The sequence below is a fragment of the Aetokthonos hydrillicola CCALA 1050 genome (genome assembly GCF_017591665.1).
Classification (GTDB): Bacteria; Cyanobacteriota; Cyanobacteriia; order Cyanobacteriales; family Nostocaceae; genus Aetokthonos; species Aetokthonos hydrillicola.
Window position 1 is genome coordinate 1 of the sequence record NZ_JAAKGC010000350.1, and the last position, 1,759, is coordinate 1,759.

Annotated in this window: 2 pseudogenes; both read right to left on the reverse strand. The window is 40.9% G+C overall.

Annotated elements, in window-relative coordinates:
- Nucleotides 1–213, reverse strand: a pseudogene (locus tag G4P69_RS37800) (GAF domain-containing protein); the annotation flags it as partial.
- A gap of 683 nt (nt 214–896) precedes the next feature.
- Nucleotides 897–1,613: pseudogene (locus G4P69_RS37805) on the reverse strand (pyruvate kinase alpha/beta domain-containing protein); the annotation flags it as partial.
- Nucleotides 1,614–1,759 lie beyond the last annotated feature (146 nt).

Below are 1,759 nucleotides of genomic sequence, written 5' to 3' on the forward strand. Positions count from 1 at the left end.
AAGGTATGTGAAAGCTCCTACTGTTAGCACTGGAAGCATGCTAACTGCAAGAGCCCAAGCTATTGTTTTAGCTTTTAAGCTCCATCGCTTTCGTTGTTGCTGTTTTTGCAAGGGAAATCCTTGAAGCCTTGTTGGGTCGTCTAAACTATTATTTATAGTTGACTTCTCTATATCTCGCTTACGGCTCTGCTTTTGAGAAGAAGGCTGAGTCATAAATAAAAATCTTCTGTAAAAAATGATTAAGTAAACAAGCTCTATCTGTAGGTACACTTCATTAATCAGAAAGGGGCAATTACCTGTTATAATTGCTACTGAGGGGAACTTCAAAAACCCCGACCTACGCCGGGATCTATGTACAGCTTTTGGATAGAAATCTACTCGTCAAAATTATGATTATTACCAAAAAATTTCCAGTAGCTCTCAAAACCCTCTTAACTTACATAGCTCTGTTTTCACTCCTTAACCTTTGTGCCTCTCCTTAGAAATTCTGATGCACCGAATTAATAATAATTTAGTATATTAATTTTAGATTTAACACTAAGATATACCAGATATTTCTTAATTTCACATTATATAGCAATCGACCCTCTTTTGGATAGCACTTTGCTGTCTTTTGCTTCTTCAAACCTTATCTTTAATATACTAATTAGCTGAAGCGTGATTCATACATTCTTGATACATGCTTTTATCAAAATCTTCTTAACTTCATAAAATACAGCAATTGCTTAAGTATTTCCTGATTACATGCTGTACTTAAGCTTTTTCTGACGCAATATCTATTCTTTATAAAACTACTGCCAAAAACGTTTATAGCTCAATTTCGGTAAGTGTTGATGATTTTATACTCATTTTAGACAGGGAACTAAAAGTTGAATAGTTCCCTCTCTTCTTTTCGCTTACCGTGTCCCCACCGCGCCGGAATAAACTAAACCTCGCTGCATATCCATGGTCAAAATCGCACTATCTCGAATCACTTGGGTAGCGCCCTTTACACCAACAATCACTGGGACACCGAGACGTAAGCCAATCACTGCGGCATGGCTAGTAAGACTTTCTTCTTCTGTGATGATTCCAGCTGCCTTACGAATAGCCTCCACAAAATCGGCGCTAGTACGCGAAGCCACTAAAATATCCCCAGGATTAAAATTACTTACATCTATACCAGAGTGAGCTACCCGTGCGCGACCACTTACAGAACCTTGTCCTATTCCGATTCCTTGACCCAACACAGCCGTTACTACTTCAACTTTAATCAAATCAGTTGAACCAGAAATACCTTGGAGTGTTCCGGCCGTCATGACGACTAAATCCCCCTCAGATAATAGCTGGTGTTCTTGAGCGACGTTGATAGCTGCTTGGAAGGTCTGACCTGTGGAAGGTAGTTCTAACACTAATAACGGTTTTACTCCCCACACGAGCTGTAGTTGCCTTGCTACGTTCACATGGGGAGTTACTGCCAAAATAGGTGTTTGAGGACGAAACTTGGAGACATTGCGAGCTGTTGCTCCAGTTTGGGTTAGTGTCATTATTGCCGCTGCGCCCAGTTGCTCAGCAATTTGACCCACTGCTTGACTAATTGCATTCGGGATAGAACGCCGAGTGTCTCTGGTTTGAAGCGCGTTTGCATTTAGCAGAGGAAGTTCCCGTAGGATCAAGAATTCTCCTTGATGATGGACGGGTAGAAATGTTAGTAGAAGAAATCAACCAACAAAAAGGTGATTTGCACTGCCGCGTTACGGTAGGTGGGCCACTCTCTAAC